Here is a 16,773-nt window from a genome sequence, read left to right as displayed (position 1 = left end):
GCGCCCATGAACGAGCTCTGGCCCTGGATGCTGCTGGCGGGACTGGGCGCCTTCCATGGTCTCAATCCGGCGATGGGATGGCTGTTTGCCGTCGCACTTGGCGTTCACCGGCAGAGTTCGGCCGCGGTAGTCCAGGCGGTACCCGCCATCGCCCTCGGGCATGCTGTCTCCATCGCATTGGTCGCCGGAACCGTTGTCGCCGCCGGCCTGCTCGTGAACCAGGATGCTGTACGCACGGCCACCGGTGGGGCCCTTGTTGTATGGGCTATCTGGCATCAGGTCTTCGGCCACACCCGCCGCGTTCGCATCGGCTTGCGCACGGGGCTTGCCGGCCTTGCCTTCTGGTCGTTCCTGATGGCGACGGCCCATGGTGCGGGGCTCATGGTTCTGCCGGCCTTGATGCCCCTCTGCCTCACGGAGTCGCCATTGCGCGAAATCGGCGGCGTTGGGTCCGCGGCGATGACGATCGCAGCGGTCGGTGTCCACACCCTTGCGATGTTGGCGGTCACAGGTCTCGTTGCCCTGGCGGTCTATCGCTGGGTCGGGCTCGAGATATTGCGCAGTGCCTGGATCAACGTGGATCTCGTATGGACGCTGGTGCTGCTTGGCACCGGTGTCGCGCTGCTGATCGTCGGGTGAGGGTGACACCTACGTCATCGATATAATGCTCGCTTTATCGCGCGCATCCTTTGATGCCACCTGGGACACTGCCCTTGCTTGCCGCTATCGACGCCTAAACGGGATCTGTCCCGTCGGAGAGAGCAAGCATCCAAGGGAAATTAGAGAGAATTGGCTAGGGGAGTCTTGATTCTAACACAATTTCAAAGGTTTAGCGAAATAAGCTTGAAATTCCCTCTGTTTTTCCGCCGCGAGCGACCGTGGATGCCAGCTTTGTGCCCCGGCTTTGGGCCTCAGTCAACACAGGGGACGAGCGGCAATTATTTCCGCTACGGTGCAATATCGCGAACACTCTCCACCCTGACGGACCCGCGGTGTGAGTTCAATTGGCCGGAAGTCGTCGACGCACGATTCCTACGTGGAAGCGCATGCCGTGGACGAGGCCCTCGTCGTTGAAGTCGTAGCTCGGGTTATGAAGTGGAGCCGACTCCTTCCCATTACCGAGGAAGACGAAGCATCCAGGGACACGGCTGAGGAACTGCGCGAAGTCTTCCGATGCGGTCATGGGCTTCGAGGCGGTCCGCACCTGTGATGCCCCGAAAAGCTCTGTCGCAACGGCCATGGCCTCATCGGTCAAGGCGGCGTCGTTCAGCAGGGGAACGAATTCCCGGGTATAGTGGACGTCCGCTTCGATATTGAAGGCGAGTGCAGTCCCTTCCGTGATCACCCGCATTTGTTTTTCGATACGCTCGCTGACCTCGCTTCTGAAGCTGCGGCAGTCGCCCAGAATTTGCGCCGTACCGGGCAGGGCGTTTCTGGTGCCGTCGGTGATCAGCTCGGTCACGGAGACGACGCCGATGTCGGCGGGGTCGATGCGCCTTGCGACGATCGTCTGGAGGTTCGTCACCAGAGCGCATGCTGCCACCAGCACCTCATTGCCCCAATGCGGACGTGCGGCATGGCCACCCACGCCCCTCAAAGTGATCTCGAAATTGTCTTCGGCCGACATGAAGGCTCCAGCCTTGGTCTCAAAGTTGCCGACCGGAAGCCCCGGCATGTTGTGGATGCCATAAATTTCATCGAAGGGATGCTTTTCGAACAGGCCGTCCGACATCATCGACAGCGCGCCTTTGCCCCATTCCTCGGCAGGCTGGAAAACGAACCGGACGATGCCGTTGAAACCACCTTCCTCGGCGAGCAGCTTCGCGGCGCCCAATAGCATTGCGGCATGACCGTCGTGACCGCAGGCGTGCATGACACCGTCGTTCCGGGATTTGTAGTCCGGCGCGCCCTCTTCGGTGATCCGCAGTGCGTCGATGTCGGCGCGCAGGGCGATTGCGCGATTGCCGGTACCGCGCCTGAGAGTTCCCACCACGCCTGTGCCGCCGACGCCCTCGGTGACGTCATTTTAGGCCGAACTCCCTCAGTTTGGCGGCGACGAATGCGGATGTCGCCCTCTCCTCGAAGCCGAATTCGGGATTGGCATGCAGGTGCCTGCGCCATCGGGTCATTTCCGCGTGAAGTGTCTTGATGTCGGTCATCGCTTTAATCCTCCGACGCGGTGAGCTTGCGGACCACGTCAAGCAAGATGTTGGCACCCGCAATCAGATCGGCGTCGGGCGTGTGTTCTTTCGGATTATGGCTGATGCCTGCGATGCTTGGCACGAAGATCATCGCCGACGGCGCGATCCGCGCGATCATCTGGGCGTCGTGTCCTGCTCCGGATGTCATCCGCCTGGATTTCAATCCGCGCGCGGCCGCGGCCACCTCAACAGCAGCCACGATGCTGCTGTTGAATGCCACGGGTTTGAACCTCGCCAGACGTTCCGTGGAGATCGTGACCTGCTCTTCGGCGGCCAACTTGTAGAGATACTCGGCAAGGGCGGATTCCTCGGCCAAAAGACGATCCTCGTCCGGATCGCGGAGGTCGACGGTGAACGTCGCCTTCGATGGAATCACGTTGATCGCGTTTGGTTCGAGCTCCATGCGGCCGACCGTCGCCACCGTCGGCGTGTTCGACGCCTTCGCCCGTTCGCGCAGGAAGGTAATGACACGCGCCGCAGCCAGGCCTGCATCCCGGCGCATCGAGATCGGAGTAGTGCCCGCGTGGTTGGCGTCACCTTCGATCGTCACCTTCTGCCAGGAAATACCTTGGAGGTTCTCGACGGCTCCAACCGGAACCCCTTCACGCTCGAGCAGCGGGCCTTGTTCGATGTGCAGTTCTACATAGGCGTGAGGCTGCATGAAGCCCGGCTCATGCGTTCCCGCATAACCGATCCTGGCAAGCTCGTCCCCAAGGACTGAACCGTCTGTGCCAACAGTGGCAAGTGCTTCATCGACATCAAGTCCCCCCGAATAGACGAGAGAGCCCATCATGTCGGGTGCGTAGCGAACGCCTTCCTCATTGGTGAATGCGCCGACCACGATCGGGCGGACGGGATCGAACCCGTCTGTCTTTAAGGTCTCGATCACTTCAAGTCCGGAAAGGACGCCATAGCATCCGTCGAAAATGCCGGCATTGATGACCGTGTCGATATGCGACCCCAGCATCAAGGGCTTCGTAGAGCCGGCCGCTCCCGATGGCGTCCAGATGCCGAAGACGTTGCCGATGCGGTCCACTGCGACCTCAAGTCCCGCCTCCCGCATCCAAGAGGTTAAGCAATCCCGACCGAGCTTGTCGGTGTCGGATGCGGCAAGCCTGATCAGACGTCCATTATCGTCTCTGCCGATTGACCCCAGTTCGAGGAGACGTCCGAGCAGACGCTTTGCATTCACCGATGATCCAGTCATGCCACTGCCTCCGCATTCCTCGACAAAACGGCGCCGGGAGCTTCCCCGACAATTTCCTCGTATTTGACAGGGTCGGTCGCGCCCTCAGTGTTGATCACGAGAACCCGCGAATACGGGCCAAGCTGCAAGGCGGCCTTGCTCGCCGGATCGCCGATTGCCTTGATCAACCCTGCCAGGCCTACGCCTCCGCTTTCACCTGCCACCACCGCCGGATCGCCCGCGGTTGGATACGCCAGTTTCCTCATCACGGTGATGGCGTCATCCTCGTCCACAGTCATGAAGGCGTCGGCCACGCGCGAGAGGATACGCCAGGCCACCAATGAGGGTTCGTAGCACTCCAGCATCGCCATGACCGTCGGTTCGCCATGGGGGATGATCACAGGATGTCCCGCCTTGGCGGTTTCGACGATGCAAGCGGCTCGGCTCGGATCAACGACGGTGAACACCGGTCGTTCGTCACCCAGGACGATAGCGAGATGGCCGGCGGCGGCCGCGGCGATGCCGCCGACGCCAGACTGAACGAACACATGTGTCGGAGGCTCCGGCATCTTCCTGAGCGCCTCCTGGATGATCGCGGTGTAGCCCTGCATCACAAGGCCGGGAATACGCTCATAGCCGGGCCATGACGTGTCTGACACGATCGTCCATCCGCGTTCGGCAGCGACTTTGGATGCTTCTCTCACGGAGTCGTCGTAAGTGCCCTCCACCCGGATCATGTCCGCGCTGAACCGGGCTATCGCCGCGACCCGTTCGTCGCTGACACCGGAATGCACAAAGATGGCTGCCTTCGCGCCGACAAGCTGAGCGCCCTGCGCGACGGAACGTCCATGGTTGCCGTCTGTGGCGCAGGCGACCGTCATGGTTTGCGTGATTGCGGCGACGTCAGGCGTGTGAAGTTCCGACACGTCGAGCTGCCGGGACAATCGCCTGCTGGCCTCTTCGAGGACGAGCCGGATCACGGCGTACGATCCACCGAGCGCCTTGAAGCTGCCGAGACCGAGCCGGAATCCTTCGTCCTTCAGGTGGATGCTGGACACGCCGAGCTCGTGAGCGAGCGCGGACAGGGATACGAGAGGCGTCTCCGCGTTGTTTTCCCGGTAGGATAGGAACCGCTGAACCTCTGTCACGGCTTCTACGCCAAGCGTTTCCGAGTCACGCGGATCGAGCGGAGTCTTGTATGCAACATTCAAATTTTTGAGAAACATGATGGACCTCGCTAAGTTCGAGGGGAAATATATTGCATCTCACACGCAGAGTGCGCTGTATCTCGGGGCAAATTTTGCAAGTTTGTTTCGCTTGGAGGTCCAAATGGGTGCGACTGCACGCCGGGTGGCATTGGATGATTTCGACCGGCAGATCCTCGCCATCCTGCAAAAGGACAACATGACGCCGCAACGGACGATCGGGGAGGCGGTGAACCTGTCCGCTCCCGCGGTCCAGCGCCGGATGAAGAGGATGACGGAGGCTGGCGTGATCCAAGCGAACGTCGCGATCGTTGATCCCGCTGCGCTCGGCCATCCGATCACCATCTTCGTCGAGGTCGAAGTCATCAGTGAAACGGCGGAGCAGATCGAAAATGCGAAGCGCGAGTTCGCCACCACTCCCGAGATCCAGCAATGCTACTACGTGACGGGCGAGGCGGATTTCGTCCTGGTCATTGTCGTACCTTCAATGACTGCGTACGAGGCCCTGACCAAGCAGCTCTTCTTTGGAAACAACAACGTCAAACGGTTCCGCACATTTGTAGCGATGGACCGTATCAAGGCTGGCCTCGAAGTCCCTGTGCTGTGAACCCAGCTTGGGCCGGCTGGAAAAAGATGGCTCGACTGTCGCGCGATATCGTTGAGCGCTTAAGGCGGTGTGGCGGAGGAGTTGGAATGTCCGCTCTTGTGCAAAGCTAAAATGTCACGTCCGGCTGCTTCGGCCAGTTAGATATGCGACATTCGGCATCTCCAACCGCTCCATGGAATCGTTTCAGTCCTTCTGGCAGCGCAGCTCGGGATAGAAGAGCAAAACGGGACCGCTGACACTGAAGCGGAGCCTGAACCGATGGCCGCAACCGTCGTCGCGACGCCGGATGAAGCCTAGGGGCATCGTCGGCGCCATGCCCGAAATCAAAATCCCGCAACTGATCTTCTCCCTAAGCGTCACGAACTATGGCTCCGACAACCTGCACAAGAAGATTAGTGCCTTTACAATAGATCGCTTATCCGCAATCTTTGCCCGGTGGATTAACAAGCAATCAGTACGAAAGAAGGCGCGCACGACAACGGTCACCCAGAGCCAATAGGAGATCGAAGCATGAGACAGAAGAACGTTCGGATCTATCGAAATCCAGACAGGGGCGAGTCCGTCAAGGTTACCTGGGGCGAGGGCGGTGAGAACGACTATTCTGACGTTGAAGCGGCCGCGACCGCCCTTGGCTGTTCGACAGAGTGGTTGGAGCAAAACCTGAAGGCTAGCTTTCTCACGAGCGTCGGCATATCGGAACTCGACCTATATTGGGACGACTCGATGTGGCGTTCCGACACAGCAGGCAGGAATTTCAGTATAAAAGACCGCGTCAGTCTATTTGGCGAGATTACTGCCGTGGATGATGAAAAGGGAGAGGTTACCATTCGGATCAATGGCGTTCCTGTGGCTGTCACCTTGTCGAACGAGAACGTTGTTCTTCTCGCAAGGAATTAGGCGTGGTGAGCGGGAGCGCTAATTCTTCTCCTCCCGATACGGCAAAACCGTCGAAGTTGTACCCATCGATGATGATAACGATGTTCGCACGTCGCCGCGACCTGCGAAGGCAAAGTTCTGCAGCATCTCCTCGAGCGTTGCTTTGATTTAGATGCGCCCGCACATGACTAGCCTCCTCGCCAATCAAAGCTTGTGGCTGTCGCCGTTATAGTCAAGGCGTGCGACTTCGCCGAAGATAGGCGGACATCCGGAATGTCCTGCTAAAATCTCTTCGCAACCTGGTACTCATTCGCTTCCCCGGATCGATGCCTCTCCGCGCGGTCGATCTCGAATTGAAGCTCGAGGCGGCGCGCTTTCAGCTTTTCAACGTTGGTCACGCATTTAATCTCCATTCAGATACGGAGACACGACCGAGCTCGCCGGATCGTATTCTCTTAATTTCCCGCTCTTCATGGGTTGGTAAATCAACTCGCGGTATTCGCTGCCTTTGCGGGTATTGACGTATGCTTCAATTACATCGACGCAGGTTGGCTCAGGTAACATCCACTCTTCAGCCAACGCCGACTGCGCGACGAGAAGTCCGACAAGGACTGCCGCAAAACTGCAAAACGGTTGAAATTTTATGATTCCCGCAACTTTAGAGGGAGATAGTCAGAATATTCCCGATTCTGTCAATTGGGAACGGTGACCATTATCAGATCCGGAAGGCTCCGGGTGTGGCACGCGAGGGGCGCGCCCGGAGCATTCCGGTGTCCGATGGGGTTGGGACAGCACAAATTATGCAGGACAGGGGCGGCTTGAACAGTCGGACAAAGGTCCTGAAGGCGCCCGAGCCGAAGTCCGATCAATCTCGGACTTAGGTCCGATGTTCAGGAACAACGCTAATGACGTATTAAGGATCCTAGGCTTGAGACACAGCCTTGCCAATGACTATGCGTAAACCGGAATGGGAATGAAAAATGAAAAAGCTCGCTATCGCAGCGCTAGCGTTCGCGACTGCGTTGTCAGCGTCGCCGGCATTCTCTCAGATCTACTTTGAGTATGGCGCAGGACCTCGCTACTACGATGATCCACCAGCGCCACGGTACTATCGCTACTCGCCACGCTATGCATACGATGACGACGATGACGACTATCGCTATGGCCAACGGTGCTGGACACAGAAATACTACAGATACCGCTATGGCCATCGGGTGGTGCGATACAGGAACGTTTGCGACTAGAGCGCACTGGCCTGCCTCCGATCAGATCATCGGCGGTTCGGGGTCAGGATCGATCTCCACGATGATGTCCGGCGTGTCGTTCCTTGGCGAACCGAGCTTGCTGTCAGTGGGCGATGCCAAACGTTTCCTTGACGTCGCCATTCGCCATGCAAACGGCCCATTTATTCTCGAAAGGATTACAGTCGGTCCACTCGCCCCCGAGTCCATCAGAGAAGCCTGTGGTAGCGGGCGACAGTAGATAAATCTCGTGTTGGAAGTCGTCTGATGTTCGCGAGAACAGTGCCATGTCCTTTGGAGTGCCGGCCGCGACAAAAAGCGCCTAGAAGCGCTCAAATATCCGCTCCGCATTTCCCGGGAATTTGGTTATCAGCTGCTTCCATCCTGTCGCTTTCCAACCCCCTGATATTTGCGGCCCGATGGAGCGGCGCCGGATCTGAGCTAGGACCAAGCTGCCTCATTTCAAGCATCGCTTCGCAGGATGCTCCAGCAAGCAATGCCAGTTGCTCAGTGTCATCTACGCCTTGCCGGTAGATCTCGATGATGATCGATGCCAGATGAACTGTGGTGTTGTGATCGTTGATCGCGTGCTTTTCCGTGATGCGCTGCAACACCTCATCGCAGACGGTCAAATCCTCCGAAGTGAGGGGTTCATCACGTTGTCGCATTTTACCTCCTCGTCATTCGTCCGGCAGGTGCTGTCGGCCGAATCCCATCGAGATATTCGATCGCCGCGCTTCGCAAGGCAATCTGCCAGTCATGTCGCATGTTGCATTCCATGTTGCATGGAGTAGCCGCTACCTCTTTGAAATGCCTGAAAACCAAGCGCAATAGGTTGCAACATGATGCGACATGACAATGAGACAAATCTGCCTGAACGCAATTAGTATCTACCGGAAATCATTGATGAAATTGATTGGCTGGGGAACCTGGATTCGAACCAAGATCGACGGAGTCAGAGTCCGCTGTTCTACCATTGAACTATTCCCCAGCAGGTGCGGCGCTCGAAGCGGCTCCGCTGGTGTGCGGCGCTTATAAACAAAAGATCGAGGATTGCAAATACCTGTTTCGAAAAAAATCCACGTGACGTTCGGATGGTTTTTGGTGTCATCTGGGAGGTCTAATATCCCGCCTGCCAAAAAGAATTTGGCGATTTCGCCGTGCGCTGGTATCTTCGCGCCAACGCAAAATCGAACGAGCGCCTGCTGCATACCTTTGGACTTGCGCGGCGCGGTGGAAAAAGAACGTGGAAGACCCCGAAGGCGGCTCAACGCCGCAAGGTAACGGGGCGTCGGCGGTAGGGCGCAGGGATGGCAAGAAATCCAGGCGCCGCAAGGGCAAGCGTGGCGGGCAATCCCGCAATGCGAACCAGTCCGCTCAGCATGTCCTCTCCGGCGATACCGGAGAGGCGGCGCGCCCAATTGAAGCCGGCAACGCGGCGCGCAAGCGAAAGCGTCGCCGCCGTGGCGCGGGCGCTTCAGGCGAAGCCGTGCAGCAGCCGCAACGGGCAAACAACGAAATCTCCGCAACCGCAGGACGCACCGTTCCCGGCGACAGCGAATCGGCGCCGAGCCGACGCAATCGCCGCAAGCATCGCGGCAAGCGCGGCCTCCAGGGGCGTCCGCTGGCGCACGAAAAGCCGCCGGTCGGACACGCGGTCCAGCCGCAGCAGCCAGTGCCGGCCGGACGGAACGGACCTGCGGAATCGCGAACCGGCCAGAACGACAATCGTACGGCACGCCAATCCGACGGCGGGCAGCGCAGCCCGGGCGAACATCCGTGGCCGGACGAGCTCTATGCCGCTCTCGATCTCGGCACCAATAATTGCCGTCTGCTGATCGCCCAGCCGACGCGACCGGGCCAGTTTCGCGTCGTTGACGCCTTCTCCCGGATCGTGCGTCTTGGCGAGGGGCTGGCGGCAAGCGGTCGCCTCTCCGACGATGCGATGGATCGCGCCGTCGATGCGCTGCGCGTCTGCGCTTCAAAGCTGAAGAACCGCGAAATCCGCCGTATGCGGCTGATTGCGACCGAGGCCTGCCGGCAGGCGAGCAACGGCGCCCAGTTCCTTGACCGTGTCGTTGCCGAAACTGGGCTCGAACTTGAGATTATCGATCGGGAGACGGAAGCGCGGCTGGCCGTCTCCGGCTGCTCGTCGCTTGTCGGGCGCGAGACACGCTCGGTCGTTCTCTTCGATATTGGCGGCGGCTCCTCCGAAATCGCGGTCATCCGCATCGGTGATAACCGCTTCAATCGCCTCGCCAACCACATCACGCACTGGACCTCGCTTCCCGTCGGCGTCGTCACGCTTTCGGAGCGCCATGGCGGACGTGATGTCACGCCGGATGTCTTCGAGGGCATGGTGGGGGAGGTGGAAGGCATGCTTGACCGCTTCGATTGCCCTGTGATCGACATCGGTCATGCGGATGATTTCCACCTCATCGGCACCTCGGGAACAGTGACGACGCTCGCCGGCGTTCATCTCGACCTGCCGCGATATGACAGACGCAAGGTCGATGGCATCTGGCTTTCGGATGACGAGGTCTCGGCGATGCAGGCAAAGCTGCTGTCGTGGGATTTCGCAAGCCGCGCTGCCAATCCCTGCATTGGGCCGGATCGCGCCGATCTGGTGCTTGCAGGCTGCGCCATTCTCGAGGCGATCCGCCGTCGCTGGCCGAGCCCGCGCATGCGCGTTGCCGATCGCGGCTTGAGGGAAGGCCTGCTCACGGACATGATGGCGGACGACGGCGTGTGGCGGCGCCACCGCAACCGCCGCGGCCAGCGCGGCAAATAGGGGACAAGCATGGCGAAGCCAACCATTGCGGGTAACCGCACCGGCCGCAAACTCGGCCAGCGCGTCAAGAACAAGAAGATGAAGGCGTCGTCGCGGCAATGGCTGCAGCGTCACATCAACGATCCCTACGTGCAGCGCGCCCAGCTCGAGGGTTATCGCGCGCGCGCAGCCTTCAAGCTGCTCGAGATCGATGAGAAGCACAACATCTTGAAGGGTGCTCGTCGCATCATCGATCTTGGCGCTGCACCCGGAAGCTGGTCGCAGATCGCTGCCAAGGTCACCGGCTCGACCGATGAGGATATCCGTGTCGCGGCGATCGACTTTTTGGAGATGACTCAACTGCCGGGCGTGAAGATCCTGCAGCTGGACTTCCTCGATCCGTCAGCACCGGCTCAGTTGATCGAGGCCGTCGGCGGCACGCCGGATTTGGTAATCTCGGATATGGCGGCGCCCACCACCGGCCATCATCGGACCGACCATCTGCGCACCATGCACCTCTGCGAAGTAGCGGCCCACTTTGCTGTCGAAGTGTTAGGTGAGGGCGGTCACTTCCTGGCAAAGACGTTCCAGGGCGGCACGGAACGCGAGCTTCTCAACATGCTGAAGCGGCATTTCAAGCAGGTCGTTCACGTCAAGCCGGCGTCCTCGCGGGCGGAGTCGGTCGAAATGTTCCTGCTGGCGAAAGGCTTCAAGGGTCGCCAAGCGGAGCCCGACATTCCCGAAGCTTGATCTTTGGGTCGGTCTTGAGTGATGATCGGCCTCCCAAGACTTGGAATGCCCGGCTACCATGCTCCTCTACGTCACCCTCGGAACCAACGACATCGATCAGGCGAGGCGGTTCTACGACATCGTCCTGCCGCTGCTCGGTTACCGCCGTCAGCGCTACTCCGAAGAAGAAATTGGCTATGCCGCAGATGGGGATACCCGCTGCCGGCTCTGGATCGTAACCCCATTCAACTGCAGGCGGGCGTCGAGCGGAAATGGTTCGATGGTCGCGCTTCATGCCGAGCGCCGTGCTGACGTGGACGCATTCCACGCCGCAGCGCTTGCCGCTGGCGGTGTCGATGAAGGCGCGCCGGGATTGCGACCGTTCCATGCCAATTTCTATGCTGCTTATGTCCGCGATCCGGATGGCAACAAGTTGAGCGCCGTCTGTGAGAACGCGGAATAGCCCTTACTTCACGGCCTGTTGTTCCGCCTCGATCGTCGCTGGGGCGAGACGCTTTGCCCGGTGGCCGGAAACGAGAGCGCCGGCGCTCTTGTCCATCCGGATGAAGGGGATGGTTGCCACGACGGTCAGGATCGCGATGACATAGAAGGCAATGTGGAAGTCGGCCACCTGCAGCGCCTCGCCGCGGAAATAGATCGACGTCTCCAGGATCGCGGCGGCAACAGCAACTCCCAGTGCCAAGCTGATCTGCTGCATCACCGAACTCATCGACGTTGCCTGGCTCGCCTGCGCGTCGTCGATGTCGGCGTATGCCAGGGCGTTGACGCCGGTAAAGAAGAACGACCGCGAAAGGCCGCCGATCAGAAGAATGGCGATGATGACGAGGTGCGGCGTCTGCGGCGTGAAGAAGCCGGTCGTGACCGTCACGATCGTCGTCACGCCTGCCGCCGAAAGCAGTGTGGTGCGGAAGCCGGCCGCCGCGAAGACGCGGCGAGCCATGAACTTGGTGGTGATGGCGCCGATCGCGCCGGCAAAGGTGATGAGACCCGACCGGAAGGGCGTCAGGCCGAAGCCGAGCTGCAGCATCAAAGGCGTCAGGAAGGGCATGGCGCCGATACAGATGCGAAACAGCGTACCGCCGGTTGTCGATGCGCGGAAGGTCGGGTTTCGGAAGAGGTTCAGGTTGAGGATCGGCGCCGGATGTCGTTTGGCATGGCGCACGTAGAGAAAACCGCAGACGAGACCGATTGCCGTCGCCGTGATGCCGATAATAGGAGGCAACGCCGGCAGGCTGACGACGGAAAGGCCGAAGACGACGCCGGCGGCCGAAAACGACGTCAGCAGGAAGCCGATAAGATCCAGCTTCGGCGGCGCCGTCGCCTCCACCTCGGGCAGGAAGATCGTTGCGAGCCAGACGCCGATGATGCCAACCGGCACGTTGATCAGGAAGATCCAGTGCCAGGTGAAATAGGTGGTGATGAAGCCGCCGAGCGGCGGGCCGGCCAACGGTCCGACGAGCGCCGGAATGGTCAGCAGCGCCATTGCCGAGACAAGCTCGCTTCGTTTCGTCGTTCTCAGAAGCACGAGGCGACCGACCGGCGTCATCATCGCACCGCCCATGCCCTGCAGGAAGCGGGCGAAGACGAACTCGATCAGGCCAGACGAGATTGCGCAGAAGATTGAGCCGACGACGAAGACGCAGATGGCGAGGCGGAAGATGCGCTTGGCGCCGAACCGGTCCGCCATCCAGCCGCTGATCGGAATGAAGACCGCGAGCGACACCATGTAGGAGGTCAGCGCCAGCTTCAAAGTGATCGGCCCGACGTGAAGATCGTTGGCGATTGCTGGCAGGGCGGTCGATATGACGGTGGAGTCCATCTGCTCCATGAAGAGAGCGACGGCGAGGATCAGCGGGACGATGCGGTTCATACGCGAATGCCTTGAAGGTCTTGCGAAGGCGGCTCGGGAAGCCAGTGCTCTGTAGTCCTCGGGAAAGGCTCTGCCAACCTCTCTTTCCGCTTCTGAAGCACGTTTGCATCACGTCTGCGTGAGACGGCTTGCTCAGCAATTTCAACGGTCAAGATTGACATAAGTTTGTTTGGACCAGCTGCAAGAAACGCGGCGGTCGGTTCGTCATTGGGGGTGTCGGTAAAGAGGTCGCACGTTATTGGAAGGATTGGATATGGCAGTACCGTCGGGGAACGGCGCACTTTGTTTGCTTCGGGCATCGGCCTGCTGGCGGCGCCGATGATTTTGAGAGAGACGGCCGCAATGGCCGCAAGTGGAGAAAAGACCAAGATGGATGCGACGACGCAGCCCCAGTTCAATCAATTCAAGCTCGGCTCTTATAAGTTTACTGTCTTCAAGGACGGGGCCACGATTGCCGAAAAGCCTTTTGACACCTTCGGGACTAACCAGAAGCCGGAAACGGTCCAGGAGCTGCTCGCGAAGAATTTCCTGCCGACCGATAAATTCGTTAATACCTATGCCCCGACGCTGATCGATACCGGATCGGATGTCATCCTCGTCGACACCAGCTTTGGCGAAGGCGGCCGCGCCCGCGGCAGCGGCCAGCTTCGCGAGGGGCTCAAGGCTGCCGGCTATACGCCCGACGACATCACGCTGGTCGCACTGACCCATTTGCATGGCGATCATATCGGCGGCCTGATGGAAGGTGGCGCTCCGGCCTTCAAGAATGCGCGTTATGTCATCGGCCAGATCGAATTTGATTTCTGGACCGATAAGGCCCGCGAGGGCACGCCTGCCGAAGGTGGCCACAAGGCGGTTCTCGCCAATGTGGTGCCCCTTGCAGAGAAAGCGACCTTCATCGGCGATGGCGGCAAAGTCGCAGGCGGTATCACCGCGATGCTGGCGCCGGGTCACACGCAGGGCCACATGGTTTTCCCATGTCGAATCCGAGGGCAAGCGCCTCCTGGCGACGGGTGACACTGCCAATCACTATATTCTGTCGCTGCAGAAACCGGACTGGGAGGTTCGCTTCGATATGGACAAGGCGCAGGCAGCAGCCACGCGCCGCAAGGTGTTCGGCATGATCGCCGCCGACAAGGTTGCCTTCCTCGGCTACCACATTCCGTTCCCGGCCGTCGGCTTTGTCGAGACATACGAGGACGGCTATCGCTTCGTTCCGAAGACCTATCAGTTCGACCTGTGAGGTCGCTGCATGGCAGCCATACCAAGCCCGGCGGACACGTCGGGCTTTTTGCTATTCCCTTCCTGTCATAGACGTGTTACCAGCCCTCGCCAACTTCCAACGCAACCCTTGCACACCGCCGGTGCGGACGATTCGTTCCGGGAGGCGTTGCATTTTCTTAATTGAAGGAAATTGGCCATGGCTCGCATCATAGAAACGCCCACCGGTTTGGACGCACTCACCTTCGATGACGTGCTCCTGCAGCCCGGTCATTCCGAGGTTTTGCCCGGTCAGACGAGCGTTGCAACACGCATCGCCACTGATTTCGAGCTGAACATCCCGATCATCTCTTCGGCCATGGATACCGTCACGGAAAGCCGCCTTGCCATCGCCATGGCGCAGGCCGGCGGTCTTGGCGTCATCCACAAGAACCTGACGCCGTCCGAGCAGGCCGAGCAGGTCCGCCAGGTCAAGAAGTTCGAAAGCGGCATGGTCGTCAACCCGGTGACGATCGGCCCTGATGCGACGCTCGCCGATGCGCTGGGCCTGATGAAGACCTACAGCATCTCGGGCATTCCGGTCGTAGAAAAGTCCGGCCGTCTCGTCGGCATTCTGACCAACCGCGACGTCCGCTTCGCGTCGGATCCGAAGCAGAAGATCTACGAGTTGATGACGCGCGAGAACCTCGTCACCGTCAAGGAAAGCGTCGACCAGCAGGAAGCCAAGCGTCTGCTTCATGCGCATCGCATAGAGAAGCTGCTGGTGGTCGACGGCGAAGGTCGCTGCGTCGGTCTTATCACCGTCAAGGATATTGAAAAGTCGCAGCTGAACCCGAACGCATCCAAGGATGCGCAGGGCCGCCTGCGCGCCGCTGCTGCCGTTGGCGTCGGTGACGATGGTTTCGAACGTGCCGAACGCTTAATCGAGGCAGGCGTCGATCTTCTGGTCGTCGATACCGCCCATGGCCATTCGCAAGGCGTTCTCAATGCCGTGGCACGCGTAAAGAAGCTTTCCAACTCCGTGCGCGTCATGGCTGGCAACGTGGCGACATCGGAAGGCACCAGGGCATTGATCGATGCCGGTGCGGATGCCGTCAAGGTCGGTATCGGCCCGGGCTCGATCTGCACGACACGCATCGTCGCCGGTGTCGGCGTTCCCCAACTCGCCGCCATCATGTCGGCCGTCGAGGCAGCCCAGGCCCAGGACATTCCCGTCATCGCGGACGGTGGCATCAAGTTCTCGGGCGACGTCGCCAAGGCGATCGCATCCGGCGCTTCCGCCGTCATGATCGGCTCGCTGCTTGCCGGTACCGATGAAAGCCCGGGCGAAGTCTATCTCTACCAGGGCCGTTCCTTCAAAGCCTACCGTGGCATGGGCTCCGTCGGCGCCATGGCGCGCGGCTCGGCAGACCGCTACTTCCAGGCCGAAGTGCGTGACACGCTGAAGCTCGTGCCTGAGGGCATCGAAGGCCAGGTTCCCTACAAGGGTCCGGTCTCCGGCGTCCTCCACCAGCTTGCAGGCGGCCTCAAGGCGGCCATGGGTTATGTCGGCGGCAAGGATATCAAGGAGTTCCAGGAGCGCGCGACCTTCGTCCGCATCTCTGGCGCTGGCCTTCGCGAAAGCCATCCCCACGACGTCACGATCACCCGCGAAAGCCCCAACTATCCGAGCGCCGGCGGCTGACAATGAACGCGGGCAGCCGTATTCCGCTCTGGATTATCGCGCTGCTCGCGGCCATCTGCCTTGGCGTGCTTGCGTGGACGACATTCGGCTTTGTCGTCCCCTTCAAACATGAGACCGGGCAGGCGGTTCTCGATATCTATTTCGCCGGTTACGACGAATTGACCATCGGCCGGATGCAGCGACTCCTCGGCGAGAACGAGATCGCCAACAATTTGCTGCGGGCGATGTATGCCGGTCCCGAGCTGATCTTCCCGGCGCTTTTGACTGCACTTCTGCTGCTGGTGTTGATGAGGTTGAGGCCCAGCGGCTCATACTTCAATCGCCCGATCCGTCCTTCCCTGACCAAGCTCGTCTATGCGCTTCCCTTCATCTATGGCCTTTCCGACTACGGCGAGAACATCTCCAGCCTGGTTGCTTTCGGAGACAGCGCCTGGACGGATCAGGCCGCTGACCTATTGCCGTGGATGACGCGACTGAAGTTTGCGAGTCTAGCCATCTGTGTGATCGTCATTGCCCGTTTCGCCCTCGTGCGCGCGATGCATAGCGAAGAGAGCGAGTGATAGTCTCACCGCGGCCGACGGCGGCATTGCTCAAGTCTGACATCGCCGCGCCCGCCGCAGAACTGTGGCGGGCATTTGCGGCCTTGCTGTTTTTCCTCTACAGCACGGAAATCAAACGGAAAGCCGCAAGGAAGAGACAGCATGACCGGCTACGAAATGTTCTGGCCCGCAATCGCCCACGTAGCCTTGGTTTATTTCCTCTACATGCTTCTCGGTTATCGCCGCCAGAAACTGGTGCAGGTCGGAAAGGTGCACCGCTCGAACTACCGCGAAAATCGCGACGAGCCGCCGGAAGGCCTCGTCGTCAAGAATTGTCTCGCCAATCAGTTCGAGTTGCCGGTGCTCTTCTACGCGTGCTGCTTCCTCCTCTATATCACGGAGGCCGACAACCTCGTTGCCGTCGTCCTTGCCTGGGTTTTCGTGGCGCTACGCTACCTGCACGCCTTCGTCCATGTCACCAGCAACGACCTCCGTTACCGTAGCCCGCTCTTTGCAGCCGGTTATGTGGTGCTCGGCGCCATGTGGCTGTGGCTTGCCGTCTGGATGGCCTTCCCGAACGGCTGAGCGACTTGAAGTAACGTAGTTTTGTTCCTGCGTTACCG

At 59.9% G+C, this 16,773-nt stretch carries 14 protein-coding genes, 1 tRNA gene and 2 pseudogenes; 11 read left to right on the top strand and 6 right to left on the bottom strand.

Annotated elements, in window-relative coordinates:
• Positions 1-6 precede the first annotated feature (6 nt).
• Positions 7-639 (top strand): hypothetical protein, encoded by a 633-nt coding sequence (locus tag FHX09_RS09935; protein ID WP_007796851.1) that lies wholly within the window; start codon positions 7-9, stop codon positions 637-639.
• Positions 640-1,000: 361 nt separating this feature from the next.
• Here FHX09_RS09935 and FHX09_RS09930 read toward each other — a convergent pair.
• From FHX09_RS09930 to FHX09_RS09920, 3 genes and pseudogenes are all read right to left on the bottom strand, one after another.
• A pseudogene (locus tag FHX09_RS09930) lies at positions 1,001-2,159 on the bottom strand (M20 aminoacylase family protein).
• A gap of 4 nt (positions 2,160-2,163) precedes the next feature.
• A complete protein-coding gene (locus tag FHX09_RS09925) occupies positions 2,164-3,408 on the bottom strand; it encodes a Zn-dependent hydrolase (protein WP_132588373.1) in 1,245 nt (414 codons plus the stop codon).
• Complete coding sequence (locus FHX09_RS09920; RefSeq protein ID WP_132588374.1) at positions 3,405-4,613, bottom strand: diaminopropionate ammonia-lyase; 1,209 nt, start codon at positions 4,611-4,613, stop codon at positions 3,405-3,407. Before FHX09_RS09920 ends, FHX09_RS09925 begins: the two co-directional genes overlap by 4 nt.
• Positions 4,614-4,716: 103 nt before the next feature.
• On the opposite strand from FHX09_RS09920, the gene FHX09_RS09915 reads away from it, so the two are divergent.
• The 3 genes from FHX09_RS09915 to FHX09_RS09905 all read left to right on the top strand — a co-directional run bounded on the left by FHX09_RS09915 (position 4,717) and on the right by FHX09_RS09905 (position 7,319).
• A complete protein-coding gene (locus FHX09_RS09915) occupies positions 4,717-5,199 on the top strand; it encodes an Lrp/AsnC family transcriptional regulator (protein WP_132588375.1) in 483 nt (160 codons plus the stop codon).
• A 510-nt stretch (positions 5,200-5,709) separates the two neighbouring features.
• The gene (locus tag FHX09_RS09910; RefSeq protein WP_132588376.1) at positions 5,710-6,096 is read left to right on the top strand and encodes a hypothetical protein; all 387 of its coding nucleotides are present in this window, start codon (positions 5,710-5,712) and stop codon (positions 6,094-6,096) included.
• Positions 6,097-7,055: 959 nt separating this feature from the next.
• A complete protein-coding gene (locus FHX09_RS09905; protein ID WP_007799367.1) occupies positions 7,056-7,319 on the top strand; it encodes a hypothetical protein in 264 nt (87 codons plus the stop codon).
• A 329-nt stretch (positions 7,320-7,648) separates the two neighbouring features.
• Here the strand turns inward: FHX09_RS09905 and FHX09_RS09900 are convergent, their stop codons facing one another.
• Positions 7,649-7,984: a hypothetical protein gene (locus tag FHX09_RS09900; protein WP_184449860.1), complete on the bottom strand. Its 336-nt coding sequence runs from the start codon at positions 7,982-7,984 to the stop codon at positions 7,649-7,651.
• A 249-nt stretch (positions 7,985-8,233) separates the two neighbouring features.
• Positions 8,234-8,307, bottom strand: a tRNA-Gln gene (locus FHX09_RS09895).
• Between the two features lie 255 nt (positions 8,308-8,562).
• On the opposite strand from FHX09_RS09895, the gene FHX09_RS09890 reads away from it, so the two are divergent.
• Genes FHX09_RS09890 through FHX09_RS09880 form a run of 3 tightly spaced genes read left to right on the top strand, consistent with a single transcriptional unit; the run spans position 8,563 to position 11,278 of the window.
• A complete protein-coding gene (locus FHX09_RS09890) occupies positions 8,563-10,107 on the top strand; it encodes a Ppx/GppA phosphatase family protein (RefSeq protein ID WP_132588377.1) in 1,545 nt (514 codons plus the stop codon).
• Between the two features lie 9 nt (positions 10,108-10,116).
• Positions 10,117-10,836, top strand: coding sequence for an RlmE family RNA methyltransferase (locus FHX09_RS09885; protein WP_007799307.1), 720 nt, complete (start codon positions 10,117-10,119; stop codon positions 10,834-10,836).
• 58 nt (positions 10,837-10,894) lie between these two features.
• Positions 10,895-11,278, top strand: coding sequence for a VOC family protein (locus tag FHX09_RS09880; RefSeq protein ID WP_184449858.1), 384 nt, complete (start codon positions 10,895-10,897; stop codon positions 11,276-11,278).
• A gap of 3 nt (positions 11,279-11,281) precedes the next feature.
• Here FHX09_RS09880 and FHX09_RS09875 read toward each other — a convergent pair whose 3' ends face one another.
• On the bottom strand, positions 11,282-12,706 hold the full coding sequence (locus tag FHX09_RS09875; protein WP_132588380.1) for an MFS transporter: 1,425 nt from the start codon (positions 12,704-12,706) through the stop codon (positions 11,282-11,284).
• Between the two features lie 318 nt (positions 12,707-13,024).
• Between FHX09_RS09875 and FHX09_RS09870 the strand changes: the two are divergent.
• The 4 genes and pseudogenes from FHX09_RS09870 to FHX09_RS09855 all read left to right on the top strand — a co-directional run bounded on the left by FHX09_RS09870 (position 13,025) and on the right by FHX09_RS09855 (position 16,735).
• A pseudogene (locus FHX09_RS09870) lies at positions 13,025-13,949 on the top strand (MBL fold metallo-hydrolase).
• A 177-nt stretch (positions 13,950-14,126) separates the two neighbouring features.
• Positions 14,127-15,611, top strand: coding sequence for an IMP dehydrogenase (guaB, locus tag FHX09_RS09865; protein ID WP_007799299.1), 1,485 nt, complete (start codon positions 14,127-14,129; stop codon positions 15,609-15,611).
• Positions 15,612-15,613: 2 nt separating this feature from the next.
• On the top strand, positions 15,614-16,171 hold the full coding sequence (locus FHX09_RS09860; protein ID WP_132588381.1) for a hypothetical protein: 558 nt from the start codon (positions 15,614-15,616) through the stop codon (positions 16,169-16,171).
• Between the two features lie 141 nt (positions 16,172-16,312).
• Entirely contained in the window at positions 16,313-16,735 is a 423-nt protein-coding gene (locus FHX09_RS09855) for an MAPEG family protein (protein ID WP_007799294.1), read from the top strand.
• Positions 16,736-16,773 lie beyond the last annotated feature (38 nt).

The sequence above is a fragment of the Rhizobium sp. BK538 genome (genome assembly GCF_014197575.1).
Lineage (GTDB): Bacteria > Pseudomonadota > Alphaproteobacteria > Rhizobiales > Rhizobiaceae > Rhizobium.
This window is presented reverse-complemented; position numbering and strand designations above follow the sequence as displayed.